Here is a 17,351-nt window from a genome sequence, read left to right on the forward strand (position 1 = left end):
TCCCGTCCCACTTACGGCTCTCCAGCCTGGGCCCTGCGCAGGGAGGGGGCAAAGGCTTTTCCGGCGGCGGGAGTTGGGACGGTGGCAGCAAAGGCTCAGCCCGGCCACCGAGCTGGTGACCGGGCTGAGCAACTGAAACCGGGCGGCTGAGCGACGGGGGAGGCACCCAGCCGCCCGGGGTCTTTCTCGGGGCGCAGCCCCGTCAGGGGCGCGGGGAACTGCGCGACCAGCCACAACGGACCCGCAGCCGGCTACCGACCCGCAGCCCTACGGCGGCCACCCGCACAGCAACTACGCCTTCGCGAGCTCCTTGTCCTCGCCCTCGCGAGAAGCCACCCCATCCCCGGCGGGAGCCACATCGTCGTCAAGAAGCGTCTTCTCGTCGAACGGCAGCTGCCCCGCCAGCACCTGATCGACCCGCTCACGGTCGATCTCCTTCGTCCACGTACCGATCAGCACCGTGGCGACCGCGTTGCCCGCGAAGTTCGTCAGGGCGCGGGCCTCGCTCATGAAGCGGTCGATGCCGACGATCAGGCCGATGCCGTCGACCAGGGCGGGCTTGTGAGACGAGAGGCCGCCCGCCAGGGTGGCGAGACCCGCCCCGGTGACACCCGCCGCGCCCTTCGAGGCGACCAGCAGGAACAGCAGCAGCGGGATCTGCTCGCCGATCGACATCGGCGTACCCATGGCGTCGGCAATGAACAGGGACGCCATGGTCATGTAGATCATGGTGCCGTCGAGGTTGAAGGAGTAGCCGGTCGGGACGGTGATGCCGACGACCGGCTTGCTGACGCCCATGTGCTCCATCTTCGCGATGAGCCGCGGCAGCGCGGACTCGGAGGAGGAGGTGGACAGGATCAGCAGGAACTCACGGCCCAGGTACTTGAAGAACGTGAGGATGTTCAGGCCCGCCACCACCCGCAGCAGCGCGGCCAGCACGATGAAGACGAAGAGGAAGCAGGTGACGTAGAAGCCGAGCATCAGCACGGCGAGACTCTTGAGCGCGTCGAGACCCGCGGAGCCGGTGACCGCGGCGATGGCACCGAAGGCACCGATCGGGGCGGCCCACATCACCATCGCGAGGATGCGGAAGACGAGGCGCTGGATGTGCTCGACACCGCGCAGGATCGGCTGGCCCGCGTCGCCCATGGCCTGCAGCGCGAAGCCGGCGAGCAGGGCGACCAGGAGAGTCTGCAGGACTTCACCGCCGGTGAACGCGGAGACGATCGTGGTCGGGATGATGCCGAGCAGGAACTCCTCGGTGCTCTTGGCCTCGGTGACCTGTGCCTGACCGGTCTCCTTGACCGAGTCGGTGACCGCGAGGCCCGTACCCGGGTCGATGATGTTGCCGACGACCAGGCCGATGCTGAGCGCGACCAGCGACATCACCGTGAAGTAGCCGAGTGCGATGCCACCCACCGCGCCGACCTTCGCGGCCTTCCGTACCGAGCCGATGCCCAGCACGATGGTGCAGAAGATGATCGGCGAGATCATCATCTTGATCAGGTTCACGAAGCCGGTGCCGATCGGCTTCAGCTCGACCGCGAAGTCGGGGGCGACCAGACCGACGGTGATGCCGAGCACCACCGCGATGATCACCGCGATGTAGAGGTAGTGGGTGCGATCCCGCTTGCCCGCGGGTGCGGTAGCTGCCGTTTTTGACGTATTCGTCACGGCTGCCTCCTTGACGTCATCGTCGCATCACCGGCGTGCGGCTCACGTCCGGGGGTTGCGGTGACTATCCCGTGGCCTGTGAGGCCGGTCACCCTTCCGTTCATTTAGTTCACGTGGATGCAACGAGGCAGACTGATTCCATGCGTATCCCCCGGCCCCGCAGCCTGGCGGGCCAGCTCTTCGCCATGCAGGCAGTTCTCGTCGCCGTCGTGGTGGCCGGGTGCGCCCTGTTCACCTACGTCAGCGACCGCAGCCAGGCCGAGGACGCGGCGGGCCGTCAGGCCATGGGCGTGGCCAGTTCCGTAGCGGACTCCCCTTCCGTACGGGAGGCCATACGGACCCCCGATCCGTCGAAGACCCTCCAGCCGTATGCGAACGAGGTGCGGCGGCACGCGGAGGTCGACTTCGTCACGATCATGAACACGAAGGCCATCCGCTGGACCCACCCCGACAAGAACCAGATAGGGCGGCCCTTCCTCGGCCACACCGAACGCGCCCTCAAGGGCCAGCCATTCACGGAGACGTACACCGGCACACTCGGCCCGTCCGTACGGGCCGTCACGCCGATCTACGACGAAGGCCGCATCGTCGGCCTGGTCAGCGCGGGCATCCGGGTCGAGGCCATAAGCGAGCGGGTGCAGGACCAGGTGACGGCGCTGTTCGGCGTCGCGGCGGGCGCGCTGGCGCTGGGCGCCGTCGGTACGTACGTGATCAACGCCCGGCTGCGTCGCTCCACCCACGGGATGAACGCAGGCGAGCTCAGCCGGATGCACGACTATCACCAGGCCGCACTGCATGCCGTACGCGAGGGGCTGCTGATGCTCGACGGCCAGTTCAAGGTGGCGTTGATCAACGACGGCGGGCGTGAGCTGCTCGGGGTGAGTGGCGATGTGGTCGGCCGCTCGGTGGCGGACTTCGGGCTGCCCGCCCCGCTGACCGGGGCGCTGCTGTCGGCGGAGCCGCGCGTGGACGAGGTGCATCTCACCGCCTCCCGGGTGCTCGTGGTGAACACCTCGCCGGTGTCGAGCGGTGAGCGCCGGGGCACGGTCGTGACCCTGCGCGACGTGACCGAACTCCAGTCCCTGATGGGCGAGTTGGACTCCGAGCGCGGCTTCACGCAGGCGCTCCGCTCGCAGGCGCACGAGGCCGCGAACCGGCTGCACACGGTGGTCTCCCTGATCGAACTGGGCCGCGCGGACGAGGCGGTCGACTTCGCCACGGCCGAACTGGAACTGGCCCAGGCGCTGACGGACCAGGTGGTCGCGGCGGTGAGCGAACCGGTGCTCGCGGCCCTGCTGCTCGGCAAGGCGGCCCAGGCCAACGAGCGGGGCGTCGAGCTGGTCGTCTCCGAGGACAGCAGCATCGACGACGGCCTGCTGCCGGACTCCCTCCCCGCACGGGACCTCGTGACGGTGCTCGGCAACCTGATCGACAACGCCGTGGACGCGGCCCAGGGCTCGGTCAGTGCCCGCGTCACGGTCACCGCACTCGCCGACGAGTCGGGCCTGGTCCTGCGGGTCACCGACACCGGGGACGGCGTGGACCCGGCCCACGCGGAGGCGGTCTTCCAGCGCGGCTGGTCGACAAAACCGTCGGGTCCGGGGGGCCGGGGGCTGGGACTGGCGCTCGTACGGCAGGCCGTCAGCCGACACGACGGGACGCTGACCGTGACGGAGGCGGCGGGGGGTGGGGCGTCGTTCGAGGCGCGGTTGCCGTTGCCGGGAGCGGGGGCCGGGGTTGGAGCTGGGCGTGCCTCCGCAGGGCAGACTTCGGCTGAGGGGACTAGGGTCCACGCCGAGCCCGAGTTCGAGCCCGATTCGGCTCCGCAGCCCACCCCGCACGGAGGCACCGTATGAGCATGCCCTCCAAGGACATCCGCGTCCTGGTCGTCGAGGACGATCCCGTCGCGGCGGACGCACATGTCATGTATGTGGGGCGCGTGCCCGGTTTCACGGCGGTGGGGAAGGCGCACACCGGGGTGGAAGCGCGGCGGGCGCTGGACCGTACGCCGGTGGATCTGCTGCTCCTCGATCTCCATCTCCCGGACGTACACGGCCTGCAGCTCGCCCGCTCCCTCCGCGCCGCCGGCTATCACGCGGACGTCATCGCGGTCACCTCCGCGCGGGACCTCACGGTCGTACGGGAGGGCGTCTCGCTGGGCGTCGTGCAATACGTCCTGAAACCGTTCACCTTCGCGACGCTGCGGGACCGGCTCGTGCGGTACGCGGAGTTCCACGCGGCGGCCGGCGAGGCCAGCGGCCAGGACGAGGTGGACCGGGCGCTGGCGACTCTTCGCGCACCGGGGCCCGCGGCACTGCCCAAAGGGCTGAGCGCGCCGACGCTGGAGCGGGTGACCCGGGCGCTCAGGGACTCCGCGGAGGGGCTGACCGCGGCGGGAGTGGCGGAGGCGGTGGGGATATCGCGGATCACTGCCCGGCGGTATCTGGAGCATCTGGTGGACGCGGGGCGGGCGGGGCGGAGTCCTCAGTACGGGCAGGTGGGGAGGCCGGAGTTGCAGTATCGGTGGATCAAGGGGTAGGCGGCGAGGGGCAGTTGGCACGGCGGCGGCCTCCGGTCCGGATCGCTCGAAGGCTACCGGCGTACCGTCAAGCAGAGGTGAACACCCCGGCGTACACCAGGAATTGGGCACCCAGCCCCGCGACAGCGAGCGCCTCCATCACGGACACCGCCAGCAGGCCCCCGGTGACCTGACCACCGGCCCAGTACACAACGAGCCCCGCCAACGGCACGACGCAGAAGGCGAGTAGATCGATCCCGCACTGGATGGCTTTGCGGGAGGCCCTTCGGGAGTCACCGCGGTGGACGATCTCCCAGCCGAAGGCGCCCTCAGTACCGGCGAGTTGGGCCAGCCGAGGCCCCAACTCGCCCCGTACGTAGGCCCCGATCGCCGAGATCTTCTCGTCGTTCACGAGGTAGGTCCACCCGAGAACGACACACACCGGCGGCAAGGCGAGCAGCATCGAGGCCTGCTTGGCCTGGGCGGCCGCGGCGATGACGGCGGCGACGACCGCGAGGGTGACGTAAAGGAGATTGTCGCGGAAGCCGATCCGCGCCTTCTGCTCGTCCTTCACGCTCTCGTACTCGGCGAGCAGCAACTGGCCTGTGGTGACGTCTTGTCCCGGCACGTCTCTGTCCCCCTTCTCGGCGCCCAACGTCCCTGCTGGTCAGGCGACTCGGCAGTACCTTAAGCGTGCGCCGCAGACTGGAGACACCGCGGGGGATGTCCTTGCCAAGCCCAAGCTCAAGCCGCTGCAAGGTCATTGACCTGACTAGACCACCGCTCTTACGTTCACGATGCAGCCAAACTCGGCCACAACGACGTCGGCCAGTAGGAGGTCGTGCCCGTGCGCCCCACAGCCGCTCCTCTTCTCCTCGCGACTCTGCTCGCCGCCACCACTCTCTCCGCTTGCGGCGGCGGCTCCGGAAGCGACCCGGACACCATCGAGGTCTCCTTCAAACAGTCCACGGACAACTCGATCAAGGTCCTGGACACCTACCTGGCCGACATGAAGAAGCAGTTCGAGAAGGCGAACCCGGGCAAGAAGGTCAAGCTCGTCCCGATCAAGGCGCCGGACTCGGAGTACTACACGAAGCTCCAGCAGATGCTCCGCTCCCCCAAGACGGCACCGGACCTGGTGTACGAGGACACGTTCCTCATCAACTCGGACATCACGAGCGGGTACTTGAAGCCCCTCGACCCGTACCTGGAGAAGTGGAAGGACTGGGACCAGTTCATCGACACGGCCAAGGCGGCGGCCAAGGCCGAGGACGGCAAGACGTACGGCGTACCGGACGGGACCGACACCCGGGGCCTCTGGTTCGACAAGGGAATCTTCAAGAAGGCGGGCCTGCCGGAGAACTGGCAACCGAAGACGTGGGACGACGTCCTCGAAGCCGCCCGGACCATCAAGCAGAAGGTCCCCGGTGTCATCCCGCTCAACGTCTACACGGGCAAACCGGCAGGCGAAGCCTCCGCCATGCAGGGCTTCGAAATGCTCCTGTACGGGACGGGCACCGGAGACGAAGACCCCCTCTACGACACCGCCTCCAAGAAGTGGATCACCGGCAGCCAGGCCTTCAAGGACGCCCTCACCTTCGTGGAGACCGTCTACAAGGAGAAGCTCGGCCCCGACGTGTCGGACGCCCTTGACCCGAACATCGCGACCAGGGTCCGCGGCGAGTTCCTCCCCGAGGGCAAGCTCGGCATCAACCTCGACGGCTCCTGGCTCCCGCAGGACTGGCTGGAGGGCAGCGGCCACGAATGGCCGGAGTGGTCGGAGAAGTTGGGCCTCGCGGCCATGCCGACCCAGCACGGCCAGGCCCCCGGCAAGGTGAGCATGTCGGGCGGCTGGACCTGGTCGATCCCGTCCGAGGCGGCCAACCCTGACCTGGCCTTCAAGTTCATCGAGACGATGCAGACGAAGGCGAACGCCCAGAAGTGGTACATCTCCAACTCCGGCATCTCGGTGCGGAAGGACGTCGCCGAGGACCCGGAGTACGTGAAGGCACAGCCCGGCATCAAGTTCTTCACGGACCTGGTGTCCAGTACGCACTACCGTCCCGCCTACCCCGCGTACCCGAAGGTCTCGACGGCGATCCAGGAGGCCATGGAGGGTGTGACGACGGGCGACAGCTCGGTCGAGGAGGCGGCGAGCGGCTACGACGAGGAACTCAAGTCGGCCACGGACAACCAAGTGATCAAGAAGTGAGCGAGAAGCGGGAGTTGAGCGAGAAGTGAGCAGCCGTTCATGACCGCCGCGCCCCCGGCCGGTCCCGGCGTCGTCAAGACCGCGCCGGGACCGGCCGCCCCACCGCCTACGCCGAAGAGCCGCTCCCTCCGCCGCACACTCACCCGTGCCCTCCCCGTCTCCCCCGCCTTCGTCCTCCTGGTCCTCTTTCTCGCGGGCCCCATCGCGTACTGCGCGTACATCGCCTTCACGGACCTCCAACTCACCGGCCAGGCCGAGTCGTCCTTCGTCGGCTTCGACAACTTCCGCGACGCTTTCCAGGACGCGGCGTTCCTCAACGCCGTATGGCTGACGCTGGTGTTCACCGTTCTCAGCTCCCTCATCGGCCAGAACACCCTGGGCCTGGCCCTCGCCTCGCTGATGCAGCGCGCGTCAAAGCCCGTTCGCACGCTCACGGGCGGCATCGTGATCACGGCCTGGGTACTACCGGAAGTCGTAGCAGGTTTCCTCCTGTACGCCTTCTTCCGCCGCGAGGGTACGTTGAACGCCATTCTGGACTGGCTGCATCTCCCGTCCCAGAACTGGCTGTTCACGCTTCCGATCCTGGCCGTCTCCTTCGCCAATGTATGGCGGGGCACGGCTTTCTCAATGCTGGTGTACTCGGCGGCGCTGAATGAAATCCCGAAGGAGATCACAGAAGCCGCGGAGGTCGACGGCGCGGGCGGTTGGCGCCGCATGTGGCACATCACGCTCCCGATGATCAGACGTTCCATCGGTACGAACCTGATGCTCAACACGCTCCAGACGCTGTCGGTCTTCGGCCTGATCTGGGTCATGACGAGAGGCGGCCCGGGAAACCGCAGCCAGACCCTCCCCCTCTTCATGTACGAACAGGCCTTCCAGAAAAGCATGATCGGGTACGGAACCGCCGTGGCCCTGCTCCTCCTCCTGGTCGGCTCGCTCTTCTCCCTCGTCTATATGCGCCTGCTGCGGACGGAGGTCTGAGATGCCCGTAGCCCCGACCTTCAAGTCCCGCCGCGCCAACCGCCGTTACGCCGCCGACGCCGGCCTCCTCGTCGTAGCGGCCGCCTTCATCCTGCCGCTGGCCTGGGTGGTCCTCTCCGCCCTGGACCCGGACGCCAACCTGCAGGTGAAGATCCCCGACGGCGTCACCCTGGACAACTTCGACGCCGTACTCGAACCCGACATCACCTTCACGCCCCTGCTCAACAGCCTGGTCCTGTGCGGCGGGGCGACCCTGCTGACGGTCGTCTGCGCGGCTCTGGCGGCCTACCCGCTGTCGCGGTTCCGGTCCCGGCTCAACCGGCCGTTCCTGCTGACGATTCTCTTCGCCACGAGTCTGCCGATCACGGCGATCATGGTTCCGGTGTACGCGTTGTTCGTGCAGGTGGACTTGATCGACACCATGCAGGGCACGATCTTCTTCTTCGCGGCTTCTCAACTGCCTTTTGCCATTTGGCTGATGAAGAATTTTATGGACGGGGTGCCGAAGGAGTTGGAAGAGGCGGCCTGGACGGACGGCGCGTCGTCGTTCCAGTCGCTGCTGCGGATCGTGCTGCCGCTGATGGGGCCGGGTGTGGGGGTGGTGACGGTCTTCTCGTTCGTGATGATGTGGGGGAACTTCTTTGTGCCGTTCATGCTGCTGCTGAGTCCGGATCAGATGCCGGCTTCGGTGAGCATCAATGACTTCTTCGGGAATCGGGGGACAGTGGTTTATGGGCAGTTGGCTGCGTTCTCGGTTATTTATTCGACGCCGGTGATTTTGTTGTATGTGCTCGTCGCGCGGAGGTTGGGTGGGGGGTTTGCTTTGGGGGGGGCGGTCAAGGGGTGAGAATTGGAGGAGGCGGGCCTGGGGTCTGTCGTCTCCGCGCGGACGCGTGCTCGGTCGGCTTCGTCCAGGGCCTCGGCCCGGGTGTAGGCGTCGGCGGCTTGGAGGTAGGCGGTGCGGACCTCGGTCGGGCGGTGAGCCGACGCGTGGGCGAGGGCAAGGTTTTCGAAGGTCTGGCCTGCCCCGTACCAGTCCTCGAACTCCCGGTGGATCTCCATGGCCTGGCCGAATGCCCTGATGGCCTCCGCCACACGCCCCGCCTCCCGCAGGGCGCAGCCGAGGTTGTTCCATGCGGCAGCCTCGCGGCGGCGGTCTTCGGCGGCCTGATACAGGTCACGGGCGCGGGTATGGGCATCAATGGCCTCCGCCACCCGGCCCGCCGCCTGCAGAGTCAGGCCGAGATTGTTCCAGGTGAACGCCTCGCCGTGGCGGTCCCCGACGGCCTCGTGCAGGTCGCGGGCGCGTGTAAGGGCGTCGATCGCCTCGGCCACCCGGCCCGCCTCCCGGAAGGCGCCGCCGAGGTTGTTCCACGCCTCGGCCTCGCGACGGCGGTCCTTGGTGGCCTGGAACAGGTCGCGAGCACACGTAAGGGCGTCAATGGCCTCCGCCACCCGGCCCGCCGCCCACAGGGCGATACCCAGGCTGTTCCACGCCACGGCCTCCCGGAGACGGTCCCCCGCACGGTGGGTGATTTCTTGACCGACACGGCCGACGGTGATCCAGTCGTCGAAGTAACGCCGCCACTCCAGGTAATTCACCAGACACTCGGCCAGCATCACGGCGGCGAACGCGTACCGCTCCTCCACCCCCCACTGCACCGCCGCAATCAACCCCGCCCGCTCCGCGTCCAGCCACGCCAACGCCTCCGTCCGCCCCGCGAAACGCCCCGGCTCCGGCATTCCCGGCAACCATCGCAGACGGTCGTCGGCGGCATCCGCACACCGCCAGTAGAACTCCAGCAACCACTCCCTCGCCGCCTCCCCCTCCTCCGTCAAATCCGGATCTCCGGCCACCACACTCGCGCCATACGCCCGCACCAGTCCGTGCAGCCGCCACCGCTGCCGACCACTTCCCCTCTCCACGAGATGCGCGCGGGCCAAGGCTTCCAGGGCGCGCGCTGGAAACGCATTCGTCGCAGCGAGAGCCGTGACCGCCTCAGCGCTCGTGTCCGGGCCCGGTGCAAGCGCCAGCAGCCGCAGCAGGCGAGCCTGATCGGGCGGCAGACGGCGATACGAGAGGTCGAAGGCCGCGCGAACACTGCGCTCGCCGTCGTCGAGGTGATCGAGTCTGTCGCGAAACTCGGTCAGTTCGGCGACGAGCTCCGCAACAGGCTTGTCCCGGTCGGCCACCAGCAGCGCGGCGGCGATCTGCAGGGCCAGCGGAAGGTGACCGCAGCGTTCGGCGAGAGTCGAGGCCGCCTCGGCTTCGTCCGCGCATCGGCTGTCGTCGGGGTCGGCGATTCGCAAGGCGAGGTCGAGTAGGTCGTACGCCTCCTTCGGCGTCAGTTGGTCCAACGGCAGGAGCCTCGCGCCCAGTTGGGGCAACCGGTCACGGGAGGTGACGAGAACGCGGTGCCGTTCGCCGCGCCCGGGGAGGAGCGGACGTATCTGCGCCGGCGAGGACGCGTTATCGGCAAGGACCAGCACGGACCCGCGCTCCTGGGCACGCTGGGCGAGCGTCGAACGATAGAGCGCAGCCCGCTCATCCGCCGTGGCCGGAATGTGCTCGGGCTCGATGCCCAGGGCCCGCAGCAAGGCCTGAAGAGCCTGATCCGCCGTGACGGGATCATCGTCGTATCCGTGCAGATCAACAAAGAGCACCCCGCCGGGAAACCATCCTCGCTCGCACCCCTCGTACGCCGCCTCCACCGCCAGCGCCGTCTTGCCGATGCCGCCGAGCCCGGACACTGCTGCGATGAGGACAGCCGCCGGACGCTCGGGCGGGGACGGGTCCAAGGCGTTGAGCAGGGAGCGCAGTTCACCTTCACGGCCAGTGAAGCCGATTGCCCTCGCGGGCAGAGCATCCAGCGCCGTGGGCGCGGGCCCAAGCTGGCGATACTCCGCCTTCGCAATGAAGGTCCCCGTGAACTCCCCGTCCCGGAAGTCGAGATGGTCCCCGCCGTACCCGTTCGTCATCGTTGCGCCGCCCCCGTACCGTCTTCGAGTCTCGGTGGCACCACGGTAAAGCGCGCGGGTTCGCGGAGTCCTGGACGGCGTCAGCCGAAAAGCCGTACACCGACGACCGCATTGTGCCGCTTCGACGGCGGCGGACGTCGGGACCGGTCCCGGGCCGGCGGGGCTATCGTCCGCCAGATGACGACCTCAGATGAGATACACAGACCGCCGGCGCCGGTCGTCGGAGCGGTTGTGATCTACGTGTTGATGGCCGCTTTCATTCTGGTCTCTGGTGTGGTCATTGCGATCACAGGCGGCGAGCCGGGTTTCGCGCTGCTCAGCCTCGTCGCACTCCTACCGGGCTCGATAGCCCTCGGCCTGTGGCAAGGCAATCGCGGCGCCCGGGTCGTGGCGATATTTTTCGGATTCCTGACCCTTCTGCTCGCAATCGTGATGATCCTTTTGCTTACGGCGCCGCAGTCATCCCGAGCTTGGTTCACCCCCGACCCTGAAATCTGAAGGCGGGCGTTCGCTCCGGGCCGTCCTCTGGGCCGTGTTGAGGGGAAGTGGCAGATTTGGGCCAACGACAGCCGAGAAAATCCCAGGTCAGGCCACGAGTGGGCAGTGATCGGGTGGCCCAAATCTGCCAGTTGGTGTCGGTACGGCGCGCGACAGGGGCCCAAAGGCCTCGCCCCATCCCGGTACCCCAACACACAGTCCGTGCAGGACACTTGCCAGTACCGTTGAGAGCGTGCCGGAGACAATGCCCACCGTAGCGATCCTCACCGCGCTGTCCCTCGAATACGAAGCCGTACTCGACCACCTCACGGATGTCGAGAAGCTCACGCATGCGCGCACCGGCACGCGGGCCAGGCGAGGGAAGCTCCCCGGCACCCCCTGGCACGTCGCCCTGGTCGACATGGGCGAGGGCACGCTCACGGCCGCCACGATCACCGAGCGGGTGATGACGTGGCTCGGCCCCGAGGCCGTGCTCTTCGTCGGCGTCGCCGGCGGGTTGAAGGACGACATCGGCATCGGCGACGTCGTGGTCGCGACCAAGGTGTACGCCATCCACGGAGGCAAGCAGACGCCCGACGGCTTCCTCGACCGGCCGGAGGCATGGCGCGCCTCCTTCCGTCTGGAGCAAGCGGCCAAGGAGGCGTTGCGCGGGAAGGCCCACTTCAAGCCGATCGCGGTCGGGGATGTCGTCCTCGCGGACAGCGACTCCGAACTCGCCCAACGCATCAGGGCGAGCTACAACGACGCCGTCGGCATCGAGATGGAGAGCTCCGGCGTCGCCCACGCGGTTCACCTCGCAGGTGAGGCGGGCGCGTTGATCATCCGGGGCATCAGCGACAAGGCCGACGCGGGCAAGTCGGATGAAGACGCCAGGGGTTCACAGCCCCGGGCCGCCGCGAACGCGGCCAGGGCGGCGGTCGCCGTACTCCGCGAGCTGGAACCGAAGCCGACTGCCCCGCAGCCTCGTGACTCCGACTCCCGGGAGGGTCCTTTTCGCAGCTCCACGGACGCCGTCACGTACAGCGGAGACCACCTCGACTTCCGGGGGAGCACCTTTCACAGCCCCTTCACCGCCAAGTCGGTCGGCCAACCACCGCACAGCGACGGACAGTAGCCCAGGCGAAGGCCCGCACCACGGAACCGGTACGCCGCAGCAGTCCCACGGCCCGGTACCTACCGCGACCACCACCCTCCCGCCCCGCCCCCTCGGCTTCACCGGCCGATCGGCGGAAATGGGCCGCCTGCTCCCCCACCTCGAACCCGCCCCGGACGAAGCCGCCGCGCTCCCTCTCCTCATCTTCGCCGTCACCGGCATGGGCGGCATCGGCAAGACGGCACTGGCGGTGGAGGCCGCCCACCAGGCCTGCGCGAAGGGCTGGTTCCCCGGCGGCACGCTCTTCGTCGACCTGCGCGGCTACGACGACGCCCCCGTCACCGCCGACCAAGCCGTCCTCGCCCTCCTCGACGCCCTCGGCATACGCGGCCCGGATCTGCCACAGACGACGGCGCGCCAGTACGACACGTACCACGCCCTCCTCGCCGAGCGACAGGATCGGACGCTGCTGATCCTGGACAACACCTCGGACCCGTCCCAGTTCCTCCCCCTGCTGCCCGGGACGGACCACCACCGGGTGTTGATCACCTCCCGAGACCGCCCGGACTCCCTCCCCCTACGCCTCATCGACCTCGAAACACTCGCCCCGGACGACTCCGCCGCCCTCGTGACCCGCGCCCTCCACGACGCCGACGAACGCGACGACCGCCCGTCCCGGGAACAGGACGCCCTCCGCGAACTGACCTCCCTCTGCGGCCACTTGCCCCTCGCCCTCCAGATCGCCGCCGCCATGCTGCGCCGGCGCCGCCATCGCGACATCGCCTCGCTGGTGACCGAGATCAAGGAAGCCGCCGACCCCACCGCCGTACTCGACAACGGCAGTCGCGGCACCGACCTGTACGGCCGTTCTCTCGTGCTCCGCCCGGTCCTGGAGACCTCGTACCACCGTCTCCCACCCGACCAGGCCCGGCTGCTGCGCCTGCTTGCCCTCGCCCCCGGTACGGAGACGGGCGCGGAGGCCGTGGCCGCCCTGGCCGACCTCGACATGGGGGCCGCCCTGGGCCTGCTGGAGGACCTCGCCGCCACCCATCTGGTCACACCGGTCCAGGGCGGCGAGGGCTCGGCTTCCGGTGTGCGGTGGCGGTTGCATGACTTGGTGCGGGCGTTCGGGGTGGGTGTGGTGGCGGGGGATGCGGGCTTCAGGGAGGAGGGGGAGGCGGCGCGGGAGCGGGTGCTGGAGTTCTACTGCCGGTGGGCGTATGCCGCCGCCGACCGGTTGCGGTGGCTGCCGGGGAGGGCGGAGCCGGAGCGGTTCGCGGACCGGGCGCAGGCGTTGGAGTGGCTGGACGGGGAGCGGGCGGGGCTGGTGGCGGCGGTGCAGTGGGCGGGGGAGGAGCGGTACGCGGACACGGCGGTGCGGCTGGCCGCATGCCTGGCGGAGTACCTGGCCTGGCGGCGGTCCTTCGACGACTGGATCACCGTTGCCCGGGCCGCCCGGGAGGCCGCCCACCGCGCCGGGGACCGCCTTGGCCAGGGCATCGCGTGGAACAACCTCGGCCTCGCCCTGCGGGAGGCGGGCCGGGCGGAGGAGGCGGTCGAGGCCCACACCCGCGCCCGCGCCCTGTATCAGGCGGCCGGGAACCGCCACCGCGAGGCCATCGCGTGGAACAACCTCGGCCTCGCCCTGCAGGAGGCGGGCCGGGTGGGGGAGGCGGTCGACGCCCACACCCGCGCCCGCGACCTGCACCGGGCGGCCGGGAACCGCCACCGCGAGAGCATGGCGTGGAACAACCTCGGCCTTGCCCTACAGGAGGCCGACCGGGCGGAGGAGGCGGTCGACGCCCACACCCGCGCCCTCGACCTGTTCCAGGAGGCCGGGGACCGCCACAGCGAGGGCAGCGCGGGGAACAACCTCGGCGCCGCCCTGCGGAAGGCGGGCCGGGTGGGGGAGGCGGTCGAGGCGCACGGCAAGGCCCTGGAGATCTTCCGGGAGTTCGAGGACTGGTACCGGGCAGGCAGAACCCTCCACAACCTGGCCCTCGCCCACCAGTCCGCCCGCCGTCCCTCCGACGCCCGTGCCTGCTACCTCCAGGCCGCCGACGCCTACACCCGCGCCAACGCCCCCGACCGAGCCACCCAAGCCCGCAACTGGGCCGAAGAACAGGAATAGCGCCCCGGCTCGCATCTCACCCCGCCTCACCCCCCACTCCCGCATAGCCCCGAGCCCCCCGCCAAGGCAGAACCGCCCACATCCGAGTCCCACCCCCAGGCTCCCGCACCTCCCCGAACCCCCACTCCCCCTCACAAGCCCGCACCACGCACCCCAACACCCGCAACGCCGCCCTCCGCCGCGCATCACAAGCCGCCGCCAGCCGAGGATGCGTATGCCGCGGATGCCCGTCGTAGAAGATCACCCGCAACGCCCCCTCCCGGCAACGCAGCGACAGATACACCTCGGCCCCCGACGTGAACCGGCAAGCACACGCGGCCAGTTCACCCACCACCTGCACCGCCGCATCCGTCACGTCCTCCAGCCGATGCAACTGGAGGACCGCCCTGGTCGTCGCCCGAGCGATGCGAGGGCTGGTCAGATCGGCGGGAAGCGTGAGGCTGTACGCGAGGGTGTCGGGCGACGGTGACGGGGTTGCCACCGACACGTCGTTGAGGACAGAGCAGACGGAGACGGCTGTCGCGGACATACGGAACTCCCTTGAGGACTCGGCGAATTGACGGACCTTGGCGTCTCGACCCGACCGGCGGCATGTCTCCCTGACGCAAGCCCGCCCCTCCCAGGGAAGGAGAACCTGGGCAGGCTCGTGCGATGCGCTTCCGACTACGTCGGGCCGTAAGCGGCGCGTCACTGACTGTAGAGCTTTCAGTGGCACGCGTGCCACCTCATTGGAATCATTGCCCCTCATGAAGTGGACCGGCGCGCAGCGCAAGGTGCAGACTGAGCCCGACCAATCGGGGAGGAAGGTGTCGATGCCGACACGGCCAGCGCCGACGGAACGCCAGAAGCGGCTGGGTGCCGAGCTGCGCAAGATGCGGCTCGCGGCCGGCCGGACCACGGAGTACGCCGCAGGGCTGCTCGGGCTGGACCGCACGAAGGTGTCCAACATGGAGTCGGGCATCCGTGCCACCTCGCCCGAACGGATCCGGATACTCGCCAGCAACTACGACTGCGCGGACGAGGGGTACGTCGACGCGCTGGTCGCCATGGCCGACGTACGCAAGCAGGGCTGGTGGGAGCAGTTCAGGGGTTCCCTGCCCCAAGGGCTGCTGGATGTCGCCGAGTTGGAGTGGTTCGCCTCGCGGCTGCGGAGCTATCAGACCGTGCACATCCCCGGGCTGCTGCAGCTCGGGGAGTACGCCCGTGCCATCTTCGCCGCCGCACTGCCGCCGCTGCCCAGGTCAGAGGTCGAGCTTCGCGTCGTACAGCGCATGCGGCGGCAGCAGGTACTCGACAACGACCGGCCCGTCCAGTACGTCGCGTACGTGCACGAGTGGGCCCTGCGCATGCAGTTCGGCGGGCGCCGCGCGACCCGCGAGCAGTTGCTGCACTTGTGCGAGGCATCCGAGCGGGAGAACGTCGAGTTGCGCGTACTTCCCGTCGAGGCCGGGGCGTTCCCCGGTGCCGGGCATGCGGTGCTGTACGCCGAGGGCGCCGTACCCCAACTGGACACCGTCCATCTGGACTCCGCGCACGGCGGCGAGTTCACCCACTCCGAGGCCCAACTCGCCAAGTACCGGGCTCACATGGACTGGTGGCACGCCCACACACTGAGCCCGAAGGACTCGCGCGACCTCATCCAGACCATCGTCCGCCAGCTCTGAGGAGAGCCACCATGCCCGAGATCACCTGGGAAGAGCCCTTCTGCGCCGAAGGAAACAACTGCTTCCGCATAGGCACCGACTCCCAAGGCAACGCCTACATAGCCCTGGCCGGCCAAGAAGACCACTACCTCACCGACACCCGCGAAGCCCTCCGCACCCTCATCCTCGAGATCAAAGCCGGAAAGGCCGACCACCTGCTGTAGCCCCTCACTTACCCCTCGCCCCTCACTCCGGCAGCACCCCAGGACGGAACTTCTCCACCCCCACCACATGCCGCACCCGAGTCGGCTCGATCAGCAGCATCACGCGCTGCTCCCCGGGAAGCAGCCACGGATACCGGTCCTCGCCGATGTACTTCTGCGTCAGCCGGTCCATGGCCCGCTCGGCCACCTCGCCCTCGACGAAACGTACGACCCGCCCCCGGATCTCCACCCGGTCGTAAGGGTTCTCGGAGTCATGGTGGGACAGCGAAACGTTCGGATTGCGCCGCAGGTTGTCGACCTTCACGCGGCCGATCGACGTGTTGACCATGACGTACTCACCTTCCATGTCCACCCACATGGGCGAAACCTGCGGTGCCCCGTCCGGCCCGACCGTGGCCAGGTGCCAGAAGTTCGGCGCCAGGAGCCGCTCGCGAATGTGGCCGTCGATGCTGCTCATAGCGGTGCCGCCCTTTCACGCTCGTGCTGCCCGCTCGCGCGGGCACGTACGGCGCCATCTTCGTGGCCGGGAGCGGGCCCACGCCAGATGATCTTCAGCCACCTCGTACGCGTATCGGACGCGATCGGACAGATATCCGAAACCGTAGAATCCGACAATCCGTGATCCTGGCCGAACAGACCGTAGTCACCGCAGCCCCGCCCCCCTACGTTGTGCACGTGCATCAATCGCCACCCCCTGCCCCTGAGCCCATCCCGCCCTTCAACGCCCCCGTCGCCCGCAGACTCCGTGCCGCGCTCGGCATGGGACCAGAACATGTCGCGTACGGGATGCGGACCTCGTACGGACTGCCCTATGTGACACCCGATCTCGTCGCCGCCTGGGAGACAGGCATCGCGGCGCCCGGCAATGCCGAACTCGTCGCGCTCGCTGGCGTGTTGTGGTGTTCGCCCGCCGAACTCATCGGCGCGCCACAGACGTTGCGGGAGTTCCGGCTCGCGCGCGGTGTCCCGGCGGAGGACGTCGCGCGGGCCGTGGGGCTCGAACTCGTCGTGTATCTGCGGATGGAGGAGAACAACGAGTGGCGCGGCAACGAGCGTCAGTCCGCGGCCCTCGCCGAGGTGCTCGGCCTCGCGCTGCCGGATCTCGTCACCGTCAGCGGGCGCCGCGAGAAGCTGGCCGAGCTGTTGCGCAACGCGTGCTCCACGCGCTGGCAGGCGTACGTGCGCCAGATCAGCAAGCTGTTGCCGCTGGACCGGTGGCTCGTGGAGGACGTGCTCGAGTCGCTGTACACGGAGTACCAGCTGCAGATGGCACCCACCCTGAGCTGGGGCAACGGGACGGTGGCCGTCGAGGCCGGTGACGCGGGCCGGGACTTCCTGGACGGGGTCGTCGACCACTTCTGGTCCAAAGTCCAGCGCCACGCCCCATGAGCAGAG

General features: G+C 68.7%; 16 protein-coding genes. 11 read left to right on the forward strand and 5 right to left on the reverse strand.

The window, feature by feature from the left end:
* Positions 1-291: 291 nt before the first annotated feature.
* Positions 292-1,674: a cation:dicarboxylate symporter family transporter gene (locus ACYVO6_RS04135; RefSeq protein ID WP_461057310.1), complete on the reverse strand. Its 1,383-nt coding sequence runs from the start codon at positions 1,672-1,674 to the stop codon at positions 292-294.
* Between the two features lie 140 nt (positions 1,675-1,814).
* Here ACYVO6_RS04135 and ACYVO6_RS04140 point away from each other — a divergent pair, with 140 nt between their 5' ends.
* On the forward strand, positions 1,815-3,530 hold the full coding sequence (locus ACYVO6_RS04140; protein WP_461057312.1) for a sensor histidine kinase: 1,716 nt from the start codon (positions 1,815-1,817) through the stop codon (positions 3,528-3,530).
* Between the two features lie 2 nt (positions 3,531-3,532).
* Entirely contained in the window at positions 3,533-4,213 is a 681-nt protein-coding gene (locus ACYVO6_RS04145) for a response regulator (RefSeq protein WP_461057490.1), read from the forward strand.
* Positions 4,214-4,280: 67 nt separating this feature from the next.
* Here the strand turns inward: ACYVO6_RS04145 and ACYVO6_RS04150 are convergent, their stop codons facing one another.
* Positions 4,281-4,820, reverse strand: coding sequence for a hypothetical protein (locus ACYVO6_RS04150; RefSeq protein ID WP_461057314.1), 540 nt, complete (start codon positions 4,818-4,820; stop codon positions 4,281-4,283).
* Between the two features lie 213 nt (positions 4,821-5,033).
* On the opposite strand from ACYVO6_RS04150, the gene ACYVO6_RS04155 reads away from it, so the two are divergent.
* Genes ACYVO6_RS04155 through ACYVO6_RS04165 form a run of 3 tightly spaced genes read left to right on the forward strand, consistent with a single transcriptional unit; the run spans position 5,034 to position 8,235 of the window.
* Positions 5,034-6,404 (forward strand): extracellular solute-binding protein, encoded by a 1,371-nt coding sequence (locus ACYVO6_RS04155; RefSeq protein WP_461057316.1) that lies wholly within the window; start codon positions 5,034-5,036, stop codon positions 6,402-6,404.
* Between the two features lie 39 nt (positions 6,405-6,443).
* On the forward strand, positions 6,444-7,388 hold the full coding sequence (locus ACYVO6_RS04160) for a carbohydrate ABC transporter permease (RefSeq protein ID WP_461057318.1): 945 nt from the start codon (positions 6,444-6,446) through the stop codon (positions 7,386-7,388).
* A 1-nt stretch (position 7,389) separates the two neighbouring features.
* Complete coding sequence (locus tag ACYVO6_RS04165) at positions 7,390-8,235, forward strand: carbohydrate ABC transporter permease (RefSeq protein WP_461057320.1); 846 nt, start codon at positions 7,390-7,392, stop codon at positions 8,233-8,235.
* Here ACYVO6_RS04165 and ACYVO6_RS04170 read toward each other — a convergent pair.
* Complete coding sequence (locus ACYVO6_RS04170; RefSeq protein WP_461057322.1) at positions 8,148-10,367, reverse strand: tetratricopeptide repeat protein; 2,220 nt, start codon at positions 10,365-10,367, stop codon at positions 8,148-8,150. The genes ACYVO6_RS04165 and ACYVO6_RS04170 overlap by 88 nt on opposite strands.
* 177 nt (positions 10,368-10,544) lie before the next feature.
* Between ACYVO6_RS04170 and ACYVO6_RS04175 the strand changes: the two genes are divergently transcribed.
* From ACYVO6_RS04175 to ACYVO6_RS04185, 3 genes are all read left to right on the forward strand, one after another.
* On the forward strand, positions 10,545-10,865 hold the full coding sequence (locus ACYVO6_RS04175) for a hypothetical protein (RefSeq protein ID WP_461057324.1): 321 nt from the start codon (positions 10,545-10,547) through the stop codon (positions 10,863-10,865).
* Positions 10,866-11,097: 232 nt separating this feature from the next.
* Complete coding sequence (locus ACYVO6_RS04180) at positions 11,098-11,979, forward strand: 5'-methylthioadenosine/S-adenosylhomocysteine nucleosidase family protein (RefSeq protein WP_461057326.1); 882 nt, start codon at positions 11,098-11,100, stop codon at positions 11,977-11,979.
* Positions 11,980-12,097: 118 nt separating this feature from the next.
* A complete protein-coding gene (locus ACYVO6_RS04185; protein ID WP_461057328.1) occupies positions 12,098-14,089 on the forward strand; it encodes a tetratricopeptide repeat protein in 1,992 nt (663 codons plus the stop codon).
* Positions 14,090-14,105: 16 nt separating this feature from the next.
* Here ACYVO6_RS04185 and ACYVO6_RS04190 read toward each other — a convergent pair whose 3' ends face one another.
* Entirely contained in the window at positions 14,106-14,618 is a 513-nt protein-coding gene (locus ACYVO6_RS04190; RefSeq protein ID WP_461057330.1) for an ATP-binding protein, read from the reverse strand.
* A 283-nt stretch (positions 14,619-14,901) separates the two neighbouring features.
* Between ACYVO6_RS04190 and ACYVO6_RS04195 the strand changes: the two genes are divergently transcribed.
* Together ACYVO6_RS04195 and ACYVO6_RS04200 are read left to right on the forward strand one after the other, a co-directional pair.
* Complete coding sequence (locus tag ACYVO6_RS04195; protein ID WP_461057332.1) at positions 14,902-15,753, forward strand: helix-turn-helix domain-containing protein; 852 nt, start codon at positions 14,902-14,904, stop codon at positions 15,751-15,753.
* Between the two features lie 11 nt (positions 15,754-15,764).
* Entirely contained in the window at positions 15,765-15,956 is a 192-nt protein-coding gene (locus tag ACYVO6_RS04200) for a hypothetical protein (RefSeq protein WP_461057334.1), read from the forward strand.
* A gap of 22 nt (positions 15,957-15,978) precedes the next feature.
* On the opposite strand, the gene ACYVO6_RS04205 is transcribed toward ACYVO6_RS04200, so the two are convergent.
* On the reverse strand, positions 15,979-16,413 hold the full coding sequence (locus tag ACYVO6_RS04205; protein ID WP_461057336.1) for a PPOX class F420-dependent oxidoreductase: 435 nt from the start codon (positions 16,411-16,413) through the stop codon (positions 15,979-15,981).
* A gap of 212 nt (positions 16,414-16,625) precedes the next feature.
* Between ACYVO6_RS04205 and ACYVO6_RS04210 the strand changes: the two genes are divergently transcribed.
* Positions 16,626-17,345, forward strand: coding sequence for a helix-turn-helix domain-containing protein (locus ACYVO6_RS04210; protein WP_461057492.1), 720 nt, complete (start codon positions 16,626-16,628; stop codon positions 17,343-17,345).
* Positions 17,346-17,351 lie beyond the last annotated feature (6 nt).

The sequence above is a fragment of the Streptomyces pseudoechinosporeus genome (assembly GCF_054783935.1).